Annotated in this window: 12 protein-coding genes and 1 pseudogene; 7 read left to right on the top strand and 6 right to left on the bottom strand. The window is 31.6% G+C overall.

The window, feature by feature from the left end; all coding sequences use genetic code 11:
• Positions 1-6: 6 nt before the first annotated feature.
• The 5 genes from pfkB to HYG85_RS04765 all read left to right on the top strand — a co-directional run bounded on the left by pfkB (position 7) and on the right by HYG85_RS04765 (position 5619).
• Positions 7-939 (top strand): 1-phosphofructokinase, encoded by a 933-nt coding sequence (gene pfkB / locus HYG85_RS04785; RefSeq protein ID WP_212692520.1) that lies wholly within the window; start codon positions 7-9, stop codon positions 937-939.
• A gap of 191 nt (positions 940-1130) precedes the next feature.
• On the top strand, positions 1131-1556 hold the full coding sequence (gene fucU / locus HYG85_RS04780) for an L-fucose mutarotase (RefSeq protein WP_212692519.1): 426 nt from the start codon (positions 1131-1133) through the stop codon (positions 1554-1556).
• Positions 1556-3064 (top strand): xylulokinase, encoded by a 1509-nt coding sequence (locus tag HYG85_RS04775; protein ID WP_212692518.1) that lies wholly within the window; start codon positions 1556-1558, stop codon positions 3062-3064. Before fucU ends, HYG85_RS04775 begins: the two co-directional genes overlap by 1 nt.
• Positions 3065-3386: 322 nt before the next feature.
• Entirely contained in the window at positions 3387-4478 is a 1092-nt protein-coding gene (locus tag HYG85_RS04770) for a helix-turn-helix domain-containing protein (protein WP_212692517.1), read from the top strand.
• A gap of 730 nt (positions 4479-5208) precedes the next feature.
• A complete protein-coding gene (locus HYG85_RS04765; RefSeq protein WP_113671887.1) occupies positions 5209-5619 on the top strand; it encodes a helix-turn-helix domain-containing protein in 411 nt (136 codons plus the stop codon).
• An 85-nt stretch (positions 5620-5704) separates the two neighbouring features.
• Here HYG85_RS04765 and HYG85_RS04760 read toward each other — a convergent pair whose 3' ends face one another.
• The 4 genes from HYG85_RS04760 to HYG85_RS04745 all read right to left on the bottom strand — a co-directional run bounded on the left by HYG85_RS04760 (position 5705) and on the right by HYG85_RS04745 (position 10371).
• Positions 5705-6832, bottom strand: coding sequence for a glycerate kinase (locus HYG85_RS04760; RefSeq protein WP_212692516.1), 1128 nt, complete (start codon positions 6830-6832; stop codon positions 5705-5707).
• A 34-nt stretch (positions 6833-6866) separates the two neighbouring features.
• A complete protein-coding gene (locus tag HYG85_RS04755; protein ID WP_113671885.1) occupies positions 6867-8210 on the bottom strand; it encodes a GntP family permease in 1344 nt (447 codons plus the stop codon).
• A 151-nt stretch (positions 8211-8361) separates the two neighbouring features.
• Positions 8362-9513, bottom strand: coding sequence for a CdaR family transcriptional regulator (locus HYG85_RS04750; protein ID WP_212692515.1), 1152 nt, complete (start codon positions 9511-9513; stop codon positions 8362-8364).
• An 18-nt stretch (positions 9514-9531) separates the two neighbouring features.
• Entirely contained in the window at positions 9532-10371 is an 840-nt protein-coding gene (locus HYG85_RS04745) for an MBL fold metallo-hydrolase (RefSeq protein ID WP_212692514.1), read from the bottom strand.
• Positions 10372-10732: 361 nt separating this feature from the next.
• Between HYG85_RS04745 and HYG85_RS04740 the strand changes: the two genes are divergently transcribed.
• Complete coding sequence (locus tag HYG85_RS04740; RefSeq protein ID WP_212692513.1) at positions 10733-11200, top strand: hypothetical protein; 468 nt, start codon at positions 10733-10735, stop codon at positions 11198-11200.
• A gap of 146 nt (positions 11201-11346) precedes the next feature.
• On the top strand, positions 11347-11985 hold the full coding sequence (locus HYG85_RS04735) for a single-stranded DNA-binding protein (RefSeq protein WP_113671881.1): 639 nt from the start codon (positions 11347-11349) through the stop codon (positions 11983-11985).
• A 315-nt stretch (positions 11986-12300) separates the two neighbouring features.
• Here the strand turns inward: HYG85_RS04735 and HYG85_RS04730 are convergent.
• Positions 12301-13158, bottom strand: a pseudogene (locus tag HYG85_RS04730) (nucleoside recognition domain-containing protein); the annotation flags it as partial.
• An 18-nt stretch (positions 13159-13176) separates the two neighbouring features.
• Positions 13177-14592: a recombinase family protein gene (locus tag HYG85_RS04725; protein WP_212692511.1), complete on the bottom strand. Its 1416-nt coding sequence runs from the start codon at positions 14590-14592 to the stop codon at positions 13177-13179.
• Between the last annotated feature and the right edge of the window lie 19 nt (positions 14593-14611).

Below are 14611 nucleotides of genomic sequence, written 5' to 3'. Positions count from 1 at the left end.
TGTATAATGATTCTTACAATTACTATGAATCCAGCTATTGATAAAGTCTATATAATAGATAATTATAAACTTGGAGAGGTACATCGTCCTATCAAGACGGTTGCCTCTGCAGGTGGTAAAGGGCTTAATGTAGCTAAGGTTGCAAAAACAATGGGTGAAAAAGTTGCTGCAACAGGTTTATTAGGTGGTTCTAATGGAGATTTTATTAATAATAAAGTTAAAGAGCTGGGGATTGAAAGTAGATTTATTAAGGTAAGTGGAGAAACAAGAATATGTGTTAACGTATCTGATACTGTTAATCAGATTAGTACTGAGATATTGGAAGCAGGACCAGTTGTATCAGAATATGAAGTTGATAAATTTATCAAGGCATATGAAAATATGTTGAATGATGTAAAAGTGGTTACTATTTCTGGGAGTTTACCAAAGGGAATATCTAATGATTTTTACAAAGTATTGATTGATATTGCTAAGAAGCATGATAAAAAAGTTATTTTAGATACAAGTTCAAAAGCATTCATAGAGGGTATAAAAGCTATACCTTATATGGTAAAACCTAATACTGATGAGATTAAGCAGGTTTATAATGGTGATGTTAGTACATTGGAAGGACTTGTAAAGGCTATTGAGCATTTTAAGAAAATGGGTGTTGAGGTACCTGTAATCAGTCTAGGAAAAGATGGATGTATTGCGGGACTTGATGAAGGTATATACAGGTTTACTATTCCACCTGCTAGGGTTATAAATACAGTTGGTTCTGGAGATTCTTTTATAGCTGGGTGTGCTATTGGGTTAGAAAGAGAAATGAGTCAGATAGATATGATTAGGATGGGTATGGCTTGTGGAACTGCTAATACTCAATTTGCTCAGACTGGTTATGTAGAGAAAGAATTGGTGGATTTGTATTTTAGTCAGGTAGAGGTAGCTGTGATAGGTTGATATTATGGTAGGAGGGGGCAGGGTAAATTGTAATAATCACTTGCCTTACTCTGAGAAGCGATCGGTCTGCGTGATTATTACAATTTACCCTTTTGCCCGTGATATTAATGTTAGGTAGATAAAAAGATTACAGTTAAATTGTGTAGTAAGTAATAAAATAATATATATAAAAATTATAGGAGATGATTAGTATGTTGAAGAAGATTCCAAGTATTTTATCACCAGAGTTGTTGAAAATATTGATGGAGATGGGGCATGGGGATGAGATAGTTATATCTGATGGTAACTTTCCTGCGGCTTCTATGGCTCAGAGATTAGTTAGATTAGATGGACATGGTGTACCTGAAGTTTTAGAGGCTGTTTTAGAATTGATGCCTTTGGATGTGTATACTGATGAACCTGTTGGATTGATGGAAGTTGTAAAGGGAGATACTTATGTTCCTGAGATATGGGATACATATAAGGCTATAATCAAGGAAAAAGAGGGAGACAAAAAAATCTGTTATGAAGAAAGATTTGCATTTTATGAGAGAGCTAAGAAGGCATATGCGGTTGTAGCTACTGGGGAGACTTCGTTATATGCAAATATCATTCTTAAAAAAGGTGTTGTTGTTTAATGGGAGAGTTGCTATTAGCTATTGACCAAGGTACATCGGGTTGTAAGATGACTATTTTTGATGTAATGGGTAAAGTAGTTTCTAGTATTACTATGAGTTATGAGACTTATTATCCTAGTAAAGGTTTTGTGGAGCAAGATCCGGAGGATTGGTGGCAAGTAATTACTGAGGGAATTTCCCAGATGTTAAGTAGAGATAATATTAATCCGAAAGATATAAAAGGTATTGGTATTGATGGGACATCATGGGCTTGTATTCCTATTGATAGGTCAGGTAATGTGCTGAGTAGGGCTATGATATGGTTGGATAGAAGGGCTGAAGAGCAGGCGAAATGGATGAAGGATGCAGTTGGTGAAGAAAAGTTGATTAGCATCAGTGGTAATCCTGTTGATTCAGCTTATATAACTCCTAAGATGTTATGGTTAAAAGATAATATGCCTGAGGTATTCAATAGGACTTATAAATTTTTGCAGAGCAATGCTTATATAGTATATAAGCTTACTGATAAAATTTCACAAGATTATTCTCAGTGTTATGGATTCCATTTTTTTGATATAAACAAAGGTGAGTGGGATTTTGAGATAGCTGATAAGTTAGGGTTATCTATAGATTTGATGGCACCGTTGATGCATAGTCATGATATTGTTGGTAGTGTTACAGAGAAGGTAGCTAAGGCAACGGGGTTGAAAGAGGGTACACCTGTTGTAGCTGGTGGTCTAGATGCTGCTTGTTGTACTTTAGGTGCTGGTGTAATTAATGAAGGAGAGACTCAAGAACAGGGTGGTCAAGCAGGTGGAATGAGTATTGCGTTAGGTAAGCCTGTGATACATGAGAAATTGATTCTTGGATATCATGTTTTACCTGATATGTGGTTGTTGCAAGGTGGTACAACAGGTGGAGGAGGAACTCTTAATTGGTTTAATAGAGAATTTGGACATGTAGAGCAGGAAGAAGCTGATAAGAGAGGGAGTAATCCATTTGTTATAATGAGTGAAGAAGCTGAGAGAATACCACCAGGTAGTGATGATATAATCTTTTTACCTTATATGAAAGGGGAAAGATCTCCTCTGTGGAATAGTAAGGCAAAAGGTGTTTATTATGGATTGTCTTTTGATAAAACAAGAGCACATATGATCAGAAGTACAATGGAGGGCGTTGCATATGCTCTTAACCATAACTTGGAGACTGCTAAAGAAGCAGGAGTTGAGGTTGGTACTTTATCAAGTGTAGGTGGAAGTGCCAATAGCAGTGTATGGACTCAAATCAAAGCAGATGTAACTAACCGTACTATTCAGGTACCTTATTCAGACCATGCGACTACTCTAGGAGCTGCAATTCTTGCTGGAGTTGGTGTAGGTATATATAAGGACTTTCAAGAAGCTATAGATAAGACTGTAACTATCCAAAAGACTTATCAACCTAATAAAGAGAGTGTTAAAATATATAAGAGTTGTTATGAAGAATATATAAGACTAAGTGAATTATTAGTAGATTCATTTTGGTCGTAAATAGTATAAGAAAATATAATTATATACTAAGATGAAGCAGGGAATAGGATAATACTATTCTCTGTTTTTTTGTATAAAAAGTTAGAGAAGAATATGAAAAACGTATTAGCTTTACTGAAGGAATTTGTTTAGTTGTTTAGTAATTATTCCATATAAAAATTAACCAACAGTTATATTTTACTGACTATAATTAACTATATCTCTATTGGTATATGGGTTATTACGCTGTATACTAGAAGAAGAATATTCTATTTAATAAATGTTTTAAGATGGTAATTATCCAGATTTATTTATTGGTTATAAAATTAAGGAGTGTAATATTATGAAAAAATTACAGATTGGACAAATAATATATAGATTAAGAAAAGACAAGGGCATAACTCAGCAACAACTTGCAAAAATAATTGGAGTATCAACTGCTGCCATATCAAAATGGGAAAGTGGAAATTCATATCCAGATATAACATTATTGCCTATATTAGCAAAATTTTTCAATGTTACTATTGATACATTACTTAACTTTGATAAGGATTTAAGTGATGAGAAGGTGAAGGAGATATATGAAGAATGCGAAGAGCTTTTTAATAACTCGGATATGAGTATAGCCATTAAGAGGACAAAAGAGTATTTGAACAAATATCCGTCAAGTTATTTTCTGATGAGTAGGATAGCGTTTTTATATACTATTTATTCTTGGAAAACTGAAAATGAAGAAAAATGCACACAAATGTTAAATGAGGCTGTAGAATTATATGAAGAAGTGATTTCAAATTGTAATGATACTAAGCTGGTAGAAGTTTCATTATTTGCTTTAGGTAGTCTATACGCAACATTGGATAGAGAAGAGGAGGCTATTAGTACACTTAATAAGATTAATATAAGTCAATGTGATCCTGATGATATTATGGCAAGTATTTATATAAAGCAACAAAGATATCAAGAAGCTAGAACATTACTCCAAAGTAAATTGTTCAAGAGTATTAATGATATATCTAATATCTGTTTGAGTTTGGGAAATACCTATTGTAATAATGAACAAGATTATGATGTAGCTGAAAAATATTATAATCTGAGCATAAATATAAAAAATCTATTCCAATATGATGGGGAAACAGTTTTTCTGTTAAATGAATATCTGCAGTTAGCTCAATTATTCATAAATATTGGTAATAATAAAAAAGCTATAGAAATGTTAAAACACATGATAGATTCTTATAAAAATCATGACTTCACTAACATTGAAGGGTTAAAGAAATTATGGTGTTTTGATGAATTAAAACAAAGTGAGTATCCAATAAGAATTAATATATATGAAAATATATTGGTACTACTAAAACAATCAAGTTTTGATTCCATAAGAGAGGAGGAAGAATTTAAGAAGATATTTAATGAAATAGAAAAGTTAAATAAATAGCGTTAACAATTGAGTAATATAGTGTAAAGTTAATAAAAGTAAAATAAAATGTGATATAATAAGGGTGAAATATCTAATATACTCCAAATTCTAGATATTTCACCCTTTTAAGGATCGTTCGCATAATAGACATATGTGTTGAAGATTCTAATCTAGTTAGGATAAGGGGAGTATGTATATATAATTAATCATGTAAGGGGAAGGGGAGTTAAAAATAAACAGCTATCAAATTGAGCATAAAATGGCAGAACAGGACTACATATAGAATAATCCTATCTATCATACCCTTAACAATGACAATTATTATATTAAGTATATTAAATTGTATTTTGTTATGTGTTTAATATACAATGTCGATATTACAAGTATTAATAAATTGTACTACATATTAAATATTTTTCATTGCAATATAGCTTACTTACTTGCCCTTTAGTAAAATAAACTATATTGCATTTGCATAATCCAATTATGCATTTTTGAATTGTTAACACTAGTAAAACATTAACAAAACAGTGAGGTATTAGAATACATTATATATAAATGAAAATAAGTAATAACTGAAATGGATATTATATTGATTTGATGTCAATAATAATAACCAAATCGTTAACTACATTATAATACACATATTGGTTACTGTCAATACCTAATTTTGCATTAAGTTGTCTTGTTGGTTATTGCTATTTACAGTGATATTAATGGATTCTAAAATAAATGTGAGGTGATTAGAATGCCAAATTTTAGCAATAGATTAAGATTATTAAGGAAACAGAAAGGAATGAAACAGCAAGAATTAGGAGATATAGTAGGAAAGACTAAAAATAACATTTCACAATATGAAAGAAATGCTAGACAAGCAGACGATGATACAAAAATGCAATTTGCAAAATTTTTTAATGTATCAATGGATTATCTGATGGGATTAACAGATGACCCAACTCCTATATCAGAACTGAGTCATTTCGTAGATGTTGATAAAGAACTTCATAGATTTATTAATAATGTAGAAAATCTAGATGGACTTCGTTTTGGAAATAAACCAATGCTTGACAGAACAAAATTGATCATATCAAAATCATTGAAGCATACTAATGACTTAGCATTGGATTCAATAAAAAATATTAAAAATAATAAACAATAGAATACTTAGTTCAATTGAATTAATTAAACTAGGTAAGTTTAGTAAATAATAAGGGACTGTCCATAAAGAACAGTCCCTTAATTGGTTATACTACCGATACCAGTCTAATAATGGATTCGGTTGTTTTTAATAAGTTTTCTTCAGAATAATTCTTAGCAACTTCAAAGGCTTCCGGTCTTTGATTAATACTGAATATAGAACTGATTCCTCTTTCATAGAGTGCATCAGTCTCATCACCAATAGCACCTACAATAGCAATAACAGGCTTGTGATATTTCACAGCTCTATCAGCTATACCTACAGGTACTTTACCTCGTAAGCTTTGCCCATCAATCTTGCCTTCACCTGTTATAATTAAATCAGCATCAGCTACAAGATCATCAAAATCTACAGCATCAAGTAATATATTGATACCTGATTTCAACTGGGCATCAACAAAGGCAACAAGACCTGCGCCTAATCCTCCTGCGGCACCTGAACCCTTATATTTCTGCAAGTTTATTCCTAAGTCTCTATTAACTATACCAGCATAATGCTTAAGGTTCTCATCAAGAATCTTTACCATTTCTGCATTGGCACCTTTTTGTGGAGCGAAAACATAAGCGGCTCCGTTAGCGCCATATAATGGATTATCAACATCACAAGCTACGATAAATTGACAATCAGTTATTTTGGAATTTAGATTACTTGTATCAATAGTAGCTAAAGAACCTAAGCCTTCACCAGTTAGATCTATTTCACTATTATCTTCTTGTAGGAATCTTACACCTAATGCAGCAGCCATTCCGACACCGCCATCATTAGTTGCGCTTCCCCCAATACCGATGATTATTTTACTACAGCCTTTTTCTAGAGCATCCTGAATTAGCTCGCCTGTACCATAAGTAGTTGTCTTCAGAGGATTTTCTCTTCCTTCTACTAGAGGCAGTCCTGAGGCTTGAGCCATTTCAATGACTGCTGATCCATCATCTAATATTCCGTAAGTTGCTTCAATTTTGTCAAAAAGTGGACCTGTAACTTTTTTGGTTACTTTTATACCGCCAATAGCATTTAAAAAAGCATCTACAGTTCCTTCGCCTCCATCAGCTATAGGTATCGTTATGGTTTTAATTTCTGGTCTAATGTTTTTAATACCTTTTTCAACTATATTACAGACATTAATAGAGTCCATAGTACCTTTGAAAGAATCTGAGGCAATAACTATTTTCTTCAAGTAATCAACTCTTTTCTATGTTAGTCAGTCTTTGTTAGATGAATATTACTCCAAGTATCATTATCATCACAATCGCTACAATACCTTGGACAAGGGTAACACCCGTTTGACATTTATAAGCCGTGGATGTATCCATATCACTGAACTGGGAGACAACCCAGAAATAACTATCGTTGGCATGAGATACTGTCATTGAACCAGCACCGATCGCTAGAACTACAAGTACTTTTGCCATTTCACTTGTCATACCCATATTAGCCATAAGTGGTGCAACCATTGCAGAAGTTATGATCATAGCAACTGTGGAAGCTCCCATAGCTGTTTTAAGTAACATGGCTATGATAAATGGTAATAATAATCCAATGTTATATTTAAGTAATGAATCGCTTAATGCATCAGCAAGTGGTAATGATTGTAAGATAGCACCAAGAGCACCACCAGCACCTGTAATCGCTAAGATTGATGCTGAATTATAGATACCTTTTCCAATCCATTTAAAACTATTTTGCTTTTCAGACTTTGGTATTAAAGTCATAGCTAGGAAGATTCCTAGAATCAAAGCAGTAACAGGATTACCTATAAAATCAAAGAATGATTTAACAATACCTTCACCAAATGGTGCAGATGGGAAATCAGCTATTGATTTGAAAGCAATAAGAATAATAGGTAAAATGATAGGTGCAAATGATTTAAAAGCACTTGGAAGTTTACCATATTTTTCTAATAATTCTTCTACTGTTGTTTCTGGATTAGGGTCGATAGGGAATTTTGGACCAACTTTAATTGCATATATGTAACCTGCAAGCATAACAGGGATGGATACAACTAGACCCATTAGAATAACTAAACCTAAGTTAGCTGATAATGTACCAGCCATTGCTATTGGACCTGGTGTTGGTGGAACAAGACAATGCGTTGCATATAATCCTGAGCTAAGTGCAGTAGCCATAACAGCTAAAGATACTTTTGATTTTTCTGCTAGAGCTCTATTTATAGGGGATAAAATTACGAAACCAGAATCACAGAATACTGGGATACTTGCAACATATCCAGTTAAACTCATTGTAAGAGGTGCTCTTTTTTTACCAACTAGCCTTAATATACTGTTAGCCATTGTAAGAGCCGCTCCGGTTTTTTCCAGTATCGTACCAATTATTGTACCAGCAATGATTACAATACCAATGTTACCTAGGATATTACCGAAACCTTTTTTAATTGTTGATATTATAGAATCAGCAGGCATTTTTGTACATATACCTATAAAATACGCTGCCAGCAGTAACACTATAAAAGGATGCATTTTGAATCTCGAAATCAAAATGATTGTACCCACAATTGCAATTATAACGATAATAAATAGTCCTATGCCACTTGTCATAATATTTCCTCCTAGTATTTTTAAGTATTAGATACCACTATCTACACATATTGAACTTAAACATCAATATTCATTTTATTAAGTTCAATATATGTCCTTGACTTTTATAAGCCTAATAGAACTAAATAATTGCTGGTTCTATAGCAATCATCTAATTCGATTTATCTATATTGTTTATATAGGAATATAAACAATATAGAAGTACTGAATGATAAAAATTATTTACATTCAATCCTGTTATCTGTTCAATCTTCTTTAAGCGATAAACAAGGGTATTTTTGTGAACGAATAGAGCTTCCGCCGTTTCGTTCAAATTAAGATTATGTTCAAATAATGAATCTAATGTTTTATAAAACCATTCTGGAACTTTATTATTTTCATTCAGTATTGACAAATACAACTTCTTAATAAATGGTTCAGATGCATCTGTCTGTATTTTATGGAGAAGGTATTTGGCTTGCGTTTCAAAATCGTTAATATCAAGAGGAACGTTTTTGCTTATGGAAATAAGTTCAACAGCTTCGTTAAATGATTTTTTATATCCATACAAGTCGTTATAAGAATTACCTAAGCCTATTCTAGTATCAAATGGTTGTTTATCTTTAAGGGTGTGTAAGATGTTATCTATATATGTAGAGCGTTTTTCATCAGCAATATCTTTGAAAATTATAAAATAATGATTAATGATACCAAAAAAATCATTATTGGTTATATAATTATTACTTGTTAACAGTTTTTCTATCTCTCCCATAGCATTGACAGATTCATAAACTTCATCATTAGAAAATTTATCTAATTTTATTACCACAGCACATCTTCGCAGCTTAAGATCCACATGTGATACTTTTGATAAACATAATATTTCTTCCTCTGTTTCAGATATAGGATTAAATATTAACTTTCTTATCATTTGATTGTTCAGGTCTTTAACCAGGTTGACCTGTTCAGATATAAGATATTGTTCAAGAGCCAGCTCTACAGAATTTTTAACAAGCTTGGCAACCATTCTAACTTCATCAGGGTGTCCGTAGACTCCTACAACGCCGATAACCTTTCCTTCAATATTGATGGGAAGATTAACACCTTGTTTAGCACCAGGGAATTTTTCAACATCACCTGGATATATTTCAATACTTTTTCCAGACTTAATAACATCATCGGCACCTTTATGATAGGTGGAGACTCTGTTAGGTTCACCTGAAGCAAGAATAAAACCATCACAATCCATAATATTAATATTACGGTAATCAATAACTTCCATCATTAAATTAACAATTCTTTGCGCAATATCTTTTAAAAACATACCTATCTCTCCATATTTTTATTTATCAAAATATAGTACTGTTCCAGTTGTATTATGAAAATATTTGTCACCAAATTCTAGCTTCAACTGATTCATGGCATTTTCTCCCGTACAATGTGAAATGCCAAATTTTTTTATGTCCATAGCTTTAAAATTCTCTATGGTTTGACGAATTCTATCCTCGTCAGCCCTAACCAAATGTGTTCCACCGATGATTGTATTAATGCTTTTACCAGTACGCTTAATCAAAGTCTTAAGCATATTGATTACTCCAGGATGAGAACAGCCAAGAATTACAACTAGACCATCTGGTGTATCTATTGCTAACATAATTTCATCATTAAAATCATCAAGAACATGTTCATCATTATTTACAAGATAAAATCTAGGGTTGTTTTTCTCGAATGAAGTAACACGTTCAAAATTAGAAATAATATAAATTCCTTTATCTATCTCTAATATATCTTCGTCCACAAGATGAGATTCAACATTATTATCCTCTAAAAATTCTTTGTCAAAACTGTTTCCTAAAAATTTGTAATGAGTATTATCAAAGCTGTATTTTTTTCTAAATGCATTCTTATGAAAATACAGTTTAAAATCAGAAGTAACAGTTTCTACAAAACGTCTAAATCCACCTGTATGATCATAATGTCCGTGACTTAAGACTACCATATCTATATCTTTTAAGTCTTTACCAAGAGTAGATGCATTTTTAATAAAATCACCACTTTGACCAGTATCAAACAGTATTTTCTTATTATTCACTTCAATCAAAAAGGAAATACCATGTTCGTTCAATAAGCCTAGATGCTCTCCTTTAGAATTTTCTATAAGAGTTGTTATAGTTAATTTCATTGACATCCTCCTTTCTATTAAGATAAGCAGTTGCATAATATCAACAAATTCATTCATTTAATAAAGATGTTATTATGCGTTTTTACTACTTTTTTATATTATTGATTACAATTATAATTATAATTTATCTAAAATTAATATTCATTATGTATAAAAACAATAAATAGTGACATAATGTCTATTTTTTTGTGTTTTTTAATAATACGAAAAATTATTTGCGGTTCATGTATTATTATACAACACATATAGCTATTTATGTTAGATAATAATTATTTTTTTATTTTAAGGATTATTAATTACTAAGTTAGACAATAATAAGTGATATAACTATTTATATATTTTCAAAGGCAGGTTGCTATATATGAAAAAAATTATTATAACAGGTAATGATAAGTTAAGTAACTTAATATTCATTTTTGAAGATATCATGAAAAAAGTTAACGTGAAATATGAGATAGAAGAAGAGAGTCATTTGGTGACTATTAATGTATTTGATAATGGTGAAACAACCTATTATGCTATTGCCAATGTGGATCATGAATTGAAAGATATCAACCTTGATATCCCTCTATGCAGATTTATTACTCTTGGATTTAATAAGAAATCTAGCGTTACTATATCAAGTTTAGGTGGTGATTTGGATACAAGTAAAACTCTGATCTACTGTATTCAAAGAGAGATAGACGAAGATGATACGATAATTGAGCCACAAGAATTTCCAGTATTCATTAAATCGTCTTGGGGACACGATATATATAATATAATGTCTGCTGTAACAGCTGTCATGTTAATAGATAGGAGTATCAGTGATAAATTAAATTCCATGTAAGAAGAATTAAAAATCTGCTTCTAAAAATCAATCATTTTGAATAAAGATAAATATAGATAAACATTAAACATATGAATATATATTGAATGAGAATTTTTCTAAGGAGAAGGGTTAGCGTTTAATATAATGGAAGGGAGATAAGTATCATGGAAGATAATGTTATCAGAAACAATCAAGTCAATTTAATAGGGAAAATACATTCTACATTTGAATTCAGCCATGAAGTATATGGAGAGGGATTTTACAATTTTGATGTAGAAATATCAAGACTAAGTGATAACTCCGATATAATACCTATAATGGTATCCGAACGTCTTATTGACACAACTAGTGATTTGAGAGGTAAGATAGTAGATGTTCAAGGACAATTCCGTTCTTATAACAGACAAATTGAGGGTAAAAATAGATTAGTTTTAACAGTTTTCGCTAGAGAAATCTCTATTTTTGAAGAAGAAGAGATTAAGAGAAACCCTAATTACATATATTTAGATGGTTATATTTGTAAGCCTCCAATGTATAGAACAACTCCTTTTGGAAGAGAGATTACAGATATTTTATTAGCTGTCAATCGTCCTTATAACAAATCGGATTATATTCCATGTATCTGCTGGGGAAGAAATGCAAGATATGCAGAAAAATTCAATGTTGGTGATAGAATAAAAATATGGGGCAGAATACAGAGTAGGGAGTATCAAAAAAAATTAAGTGAGACTGAGTCCATAAGTAAGGTTGCATATGAGGTTTCAATTTCTAAGATAGAGGTGCATGAGGAAGAGATTAAGTGAGTTAGGGGAGTTATGTATAAATTAATGGTAGTATGTTAAACCATATGTAGTGATAATCACTCTGGTTACGTTTGTTGTTTTATCTGTTTTTAAGGTATACAACAAGTCGTAAAAATTGTGATTATCACTATATTTTTTATGTTTTTTACAGTTCTATCATTTAGAGTGAAGAATTAAACCAGATTTAAATATCGAGCGAATATAGTATAGGGGAATATGGAGCAGTGAGCCATGGACGGCGAATTCAGCCTTTTAAACACGGACGTTTAACAGGCTGACGAAATATTCCCCTATATTATATTTGCGACTGTACTCCTAATAAAATCCAAACAATCTAGCTGTTTGAGCTACAATAAAACATATCACTATCCCTGTTATGGTAGGTATAATAAATGATGCAAAAGTCCATTTTTTACTTTTAGTTTCTTTATATATGGTTAATAATGTAGTTCCACATGGAAAGTGATTCAGTGAGAATAACATAGTACATATGGCAGTAAGCATGGTCCATCCATTATTAACCAATAAATCTTTTAGAGCTTGGAGACTATCAAGTTCTAGCATTGCACCAGTTGACATGTAACTCATAATAAGTATCGGTATAACAATTTCATTGGCCGGGAAGCCCAATATGAATGCCATTAGTATATATCCATCTAGACCAATCATATTGGCAAAAGGTTCTAGAAAATTAGCACAGTGGGATAGAATACTTATATCTCCAACAGTGATATTCTGTAAAATCCATATGATTACACCAGCGGGTGCAGCTACAACTATAGCTCTACCTAATACAAATAATGTTCTATCGATCAATGATCTAATCAATATCTTACCAATCTGTGGTTTTCTGTAAGGCGGTAATTCTAATGTAAAGGATGAGGGGATTCCCTTAAGTATAGTTTTTGACAGCAATTTTGATATTCCAAAAGTTAAAAATACAGCTAAAACGATGGTAAGTAGAATTACTAAAGTGCCAATTACAGATGAAAATTTACCGCTAATTCCAGCAATGAAGATTGTGGCTAGTGCGATAAGTGTTGGAAAGCGTCCATTACAAGGTACAAAATTATTAGTTATTATTGCAATAAGACGCTCACGAGGAGAATCTATTATCCTACAGGCAGTTATACCAGCTGCATTACATCCGAATCCCATGCACATGGATAAACTAAAACTGTAATATAAAATTTATACAAAACTCCAATGAATTTGTATGCATTCATCATCTATCTCAATATAATCAATTAGGTTGCTAACAACCATTCTTTGCTGAGATAAATCACCATTTTCTAATATTATGGCTGCTCTTGATAATATTCCTTTTGCTTCTGCTATAGAAAGCTTTGTTTGTTTTTTATCTACAAGTTGGTCTGAAATAGTATCTTTTTCTTTTTTCAATTTTACTATTCTGTGAGATATTTGTTCTATAGGGATATCACCAACTTGATATAAGTCCATCATTCTAACGATTTGTTTATCTATTTCATCTATACGCTTCTTCATTTTTTTTGTATTATCAACTGGTACAATTTCTTTGTTAGATATTATTTTATTGAAGTATTCTTTATTCAGTGCAGCTTCTAGTATTTCATCTTTTATAATCTTATCTAAAGCTTGTATATTCCATTTTTTATTTTTACAATTAGGATCTATAATTTTTCGCTTATCGGTTTTTCCTCTGGAATAACAAACATAGTTTCCATGATTACCACAAAATCTTGCACCACAATTTTTACAGTATATTAGACTAGTTAATAAATTATTAGCTTTAAATGGGTTTTTCTGAAAAATAGTCTTAGAATCTTCTCTTTTTGTGCTAGTTAATATTTTTTGAACGTCATTAAAAATATCAGTTGATATTATTGGCTTATGTTTCCCAGCATATGCTTTACCTTTAAACTTCACTTTACCTATATATACTTTGTTTTTTAATATATTTAAGACTAGTGTATGACTGCTCCAGTTTCCATATTTGTTAGTATAATGTTCACTCATGTATTTTCGTATAGCATTGATGCTCTGACCATCTAAAAAACGCTTGAAAACTTCTTTGACTTGTAATGCTTCGTATTCATTTACTACAAGTTCACCATCTATATAGTCATAGCCTGTTGGGGCTGTTGGTCCACCATGATAATATCCGTTTTTAGCTCTACCAATACGTCCCATGGTAAAACGTTCTGTGATCTGATCTTTTTCTAACTGAGCAAATACAGATAATATACCAATCATAGCCTTGCCAAAGGGAGTAGAGGTATCAAAGTTTTCACTCATTGACACAAAATCAACATCGTTTGATAGAAATTCATCTTCAATTAATGTTAGAGTATCTTTTTGTGATCTACTTAATCTATCTAATTTATATACTATAATCATATCAATATGCTTATCCTTAATATCTTTTAACATCTGTTGAAGTCCAGGACGGTTCATATTTCCACCTGAATAGCCTCCATCAGTATAGAACTTGACAATACTTAAATCTTTGGCTTTACAAAAAGCTTTTAAACGGTCTGTCTGTTCATCTATACTATAATTTTCAAGCTGATTTTCTGTACTTACTCTAACGTAACAAGCTACTCTTTTTTCTAGGTTCGCTGACATAGAGCACCTCCTTTTCTTC

This window comes from Vallitalea guaymasensis, from assembly GCF_018141425.1.
Lineage (GTDB): Bacteria > Bacillota > Clostridia > Lachnospirales > Vallitaleaceae > Vallitalea > Vallitalea guaymasensis.
This window is presented reverse-complemented; position numbering and strand designations above follow the sequence as displayed.

Excerpts from the sequence above, each read along its gene's own strand:
- HYG85_RS04775 (WP_212692518.1), top strand. The coding sequence starts at position 1,556 with ATGGGAGAGTTGCTATTAGCTATTGACCAAGGTACATCGGGTTGTAAG.
- HYG85_RS04765 (WP_113671887.1), top strand. The coding sequence starts at position 5,209 with ATGCCAAATTTTAGCAATAGATTAAGATTATTAAGGAAACAGAAAGGA.
- HYG85_RS04740 (WP_212692513.1), top strand. The coding sequence starts at position 10,733 with ATGAAAAAAATTATTATAACAGGTAATGATAAGTTAAGTAACTTAATA.
- HYG85_RS04745 (WP_212692514.1), bottom strand. The coding sequence starts at position 10,371 with ATGAAATTAACTATAACAACTCTTATAGAAAATTCTAAAGGAGAGCAT.
- HYG85_RS04770 (WP_212692517.1), top strand. The coding sequence starts at position 3,387 with ATGAAAAAATTACAGATTGGACAAATAATATATAGATTAAGAAAAGAC.
- HYG85_RS04725 (WP_212692511.1), bottom strand. The coding sequence starts at position 14,592 with ATGTCAGCGAACCTAGAAAAAAGAGTAGCTTGTTACGTTAGAGTAAGT.
- fucU (WP_212692519.1), top strand. The coding sequence starts at position 1,131 with ATGTTGAAGAAGATTCCAAGTATTTTATCACCAGAGTTGTTGAAAATA.
- pfkB (WP_212692520.1), top strand. The coding sequence starts at position 7 with ATGATTCTTACAATTACTATGAATCCAGCTATTGATAAAGTCTATATA.
- HYG85_RS04755 (WP_113671885.1), bottom strand. The coding sequence starts at position 8,210 with ATGACAAGTGGCATAGGACTATTTATTATCGTTATAATTGCAATTGTG.
- HYG85_RS04735 (WP_113671881.1), top strand. The coding sequence starts at position 11,347 with ATGGAAGATAATGTTATCAGAAACAATCAAGTCAATTTAATAGGGAAA.
- HYG85_RS04750 (WP_212692515.1), bottom strand. The coding sequence starts at position 9,513 with ATGTTTTTAAAAGATATTGCGCAAAGAATTGTTAATTTAATGATGGAA.